We start from the raw sequence: 205 nt of genomic DNA on the forward strand, positions 1-205 counted from the left end.
TTTCAATCACTAAAGATGGTACTTATGTAGATAGTAATAACGATGGTAAAACGAATGTAGGTGATGTAGTATCGTATGTATTTGTAGTAAAAAATACAGGTAACGTAACTTTAACTAATGTAACTGTAACAGACAACAACGCTGTGGTTAGTGGTGGACCTATTGCCTCGCTTGCTGTAGGTGCTACTGACACTACAACATTCAC

General features: G+C 36.6%; 1 protein-coding gene. It reads left to right on the plus strand.

Annotated features, from left to right (window positions below):
- Positions 1 to 205 (plus strand): hypothetical protein (locus tag K5R64_RS07420; protein ID WP_220762313.1); only part of this gene is annotated, 205 nt, incomplete at both ends.

The organism is Flavobacterium sp. UMI-01 (assembly GCF_019656315.1).
In the GTDB taxonomy this organism is placed as follows: Bacteria; Bacteroidota; Bacteroidia; order Flavobacteriales; family Flavobacteriaceae; genus Flavobacterium.